This window comes from Oleiphilus sp. HI0086, from assembly GCF_001635225.1.
The window spans coordinates 1-270 of record NZ_LWFZ01000354.1 but is presented as its reverse complement, the minus strand read 5'-3'; the positions used below and the strand labels follow the sequence as shown (position 1 = coordinate 270).

Sequence of the window (270 nt, the reverse complement as noted above, 5' to 3'; positions counted from 1 at the left end):
TCTTGTAATAAATAAATCGCCTCGGGTGCAACTACTTGACTAAGCTTGAAAGGGTAGCGGGTTAAAGTTTCACCTTGTGCGTTGGTGACCTCGCGAATTCCTCTTAAGGGCATGTTGAAGCCATTACTGGCGATAGTTTGGTAGAGCTGCGTCACTTCAAGCGGTGACAATGATTGAGATCCTAGGAATAGAGAAGGGTAGGGCGTGAGCTCTCTTTTGACACCTAAACGCCTGAGCATGTCATGCACTGTGTCAATTCCTAGCTCTAAA

The 270-nt window shown here is 46.3% G+C and carries 1 pseudogene; it reads right to left on the bottom strand.

Annotated features, from left to right (window positions below):
* Positions 1 to 248: pseudogene (locus tag A3756_RS04595) on the bottom strand (penicillin-binding protein 1B); the annotation flags it as partial.
* Between the last annotated feature and the right edge of the window lie 22 nt (positions 249 to 270).